This window comes from Thermovirga sp. (genome assembly GCA_012523215.1).
Taxonomy (GTDB): Bacteria; Synergistota; Synergistia; order Synergistales; family Thermovirgaceae; genus 58-81.
Genome location: JAAYIZ010000291.1, coordinates 1 through 1,653 on the forward strand (window position 1 = coordinate 1; position 1,653 = coordinate 1,653).

A 1,653-nucleotide genomic window follows, 5' to 3' on the forward strand; every position below is an offset into this window, starting at 1 on the left:
CCGCCATGGCTTCCACGAGGGCTTCCCTCCCCAGGGCGGCATCCTCGACCAGTTCGGCCGGTATATCCACGACCCTGGGGTCGACACCCAGCTCCTCCACGTAAATGACGGCCTTTTCCCTCACCAGGTCGACGACGCCGCCGAAGGCATCCTCGGAACCTATGGGGATCTGCACCGGGACAGCGTTCGCCCCAAGACGCTCCTTCATCTGGCCGACCACCTGGTGGAAATCCGCCCCTACCCTGTCCATCTTGTTGACGAAGGCGACCCTCGGCACTCTGTATCGGTCGGCCTGCCTCCACACGGTCTCGGACTGGGGCTCTACCCCCCCGACGGCGCAGAACACCGCCACGGCGCCGTCCAAAACCCTCATGGACCTCTCAACCTCGACGGTAAAATCCACGTGGCCGGGCGTATCAATAATATTGACGCTAAAACCCTTCCAATGACAGGTCGTGGCTGCGGAGGTTATGGTGATCCCCCGCTCCCTCTCCTGTTCCATCCAGTCCATGGTGGCCGCGCCCTCATGGACCTCACCGAGCTTGTGTTTTCGGCCCGTGAAGAACAGGATCCTCTCCGTGGTCGTGGTCTTACCCGCGTCAATATGCGCCGCTATGCCAATGTTCCTGATTGATTCGAGGTCGATCGAGCTCATTTGCTCTTCTCCACGCCTGGTTCCGCGGTGAACCCGGGTCTCTCGACCCGGAGCCTGCGGAGCCTGAGGCCGACTACCAGCGGTAATGGGCAAAGGCCCTGTTGGCCTCGGCCATTCTGTGGGTGTCCTCGCGTTTTTTGACGGAACTACCCTCACCGCGGCATGCGTCGGTCAACTCCCGGGCCAGCCTTTCTACCATGGGAACGCCCTTTCGACCCCTGGCGTACTGAAGTATCCACCGGGTGGCAAGCGCCTGGGCTCTCCTGGGCTGGACTTCCACGGGCACCTGGTAGGTGGCTCCTCCTACCCTCCTGGGTCGGACCTCGACCACGGGGCGAACATTCTCCATGGCCTTGTTAAACACCTCGAGGGGTTCCATGCTCACCCTTTTCGCAGCGAGGTCAAGGGCTCCGTACATGATCTTCTCGGCGATGCTTTTCTTGCCGTCGATCATGATGGCGGCGATGAATTTGGCTATATCGATTTCCCCGAACCTGGGGTCGGGCTCGATCTCGCGAATGCGAACGTGTCCCTTTCTTGGCATATCCTAGACACTCTCCCTGTCTACCGGCCCTATTTGGGCCGTCTCGCGCCGTACTTGGAGCGGCTCTTTCTCCTTCCCTCGACGCCACCGCAGTCAAGGGTACCTCTAACAATATGGTAACGAACCCCGGGAAGGTCCTTTACCCGGCCACCCCTTACGAGCACCACGGAGTGTTCCTGGAGATTGTGCCCCACTCCAGGTATATAGGAAGTGACCTCGAAGCCGTTGGTCAAGCGGACCCTGGCGACCTTCCTGAGGGCGGAATTAGGCTTCTTAGGTGTGACGGTATAAACCCTGGTGCAGACACCTCTTCTGGCCGGATTTCCCTGCAGAGCCGGCGCCTTGGAGCGTCCTCTCTTTTCCTGGCGCCCCTTTCGAATCAGTTGATTAATGGTCGGCAAAAAACCCCCTCCTTCTCATTCACTGTTCCTTCAAATCTCCTGTCTTGGTCAAC

The 1,653-nt window shown here is 59.7% G+C and carries 3 protein-coding genes; all 3 read right to left on the reverse strand.

Features of this window, described 5'->3' with window-relative positions; all coding sequences use genetic code 11:
- On the reverse strand, positions 1 to 655 hold a 655-nt coding region (locus GX108_07890), incomplete at its 3' end, for a GTP-binding protein (GenBank protein ID NLO56950.1).
- Between the two features lie 73 nt (positions 656 to 728).
- The gene (gene rpsG, locus GX108_07895; protein ID NLO56951.1) at positions 729 to 1,199 is read right to left on the reverse strand and encodes a 30S ribosomal protein S7; all 471 of its coding nucleotides are present in this window, start codon (positions 1,197 to 1,199) and stop codon (positions 729 to 731) included.
- A gap of 29 nt (positions 1,200 to 1,228) precedes the next feature.
- Complete coding sequence (locus tag GX108_07900; GenBank protein ID NLO56952.1) at positions 1,229 to 1,600, reverse strand: 30S ribosomal protein S12; 372 nt, start codon at positions 1,598 to 1,600, stop codon at positions 1,229 to 1,231.
- Positions 1,601 to 1,653: the final 53 nt, after the last annotated feature.

Bases quoted from the DNA above. Each gene is read 5' to 3' on its own strand.
- rpsG (NLO56951.1), bottom strand. From the start codon at position 1,199: ATGCCAAGAAAGGGACACGTTCGCATTCGCGAGATCGAGCCCGACCCC.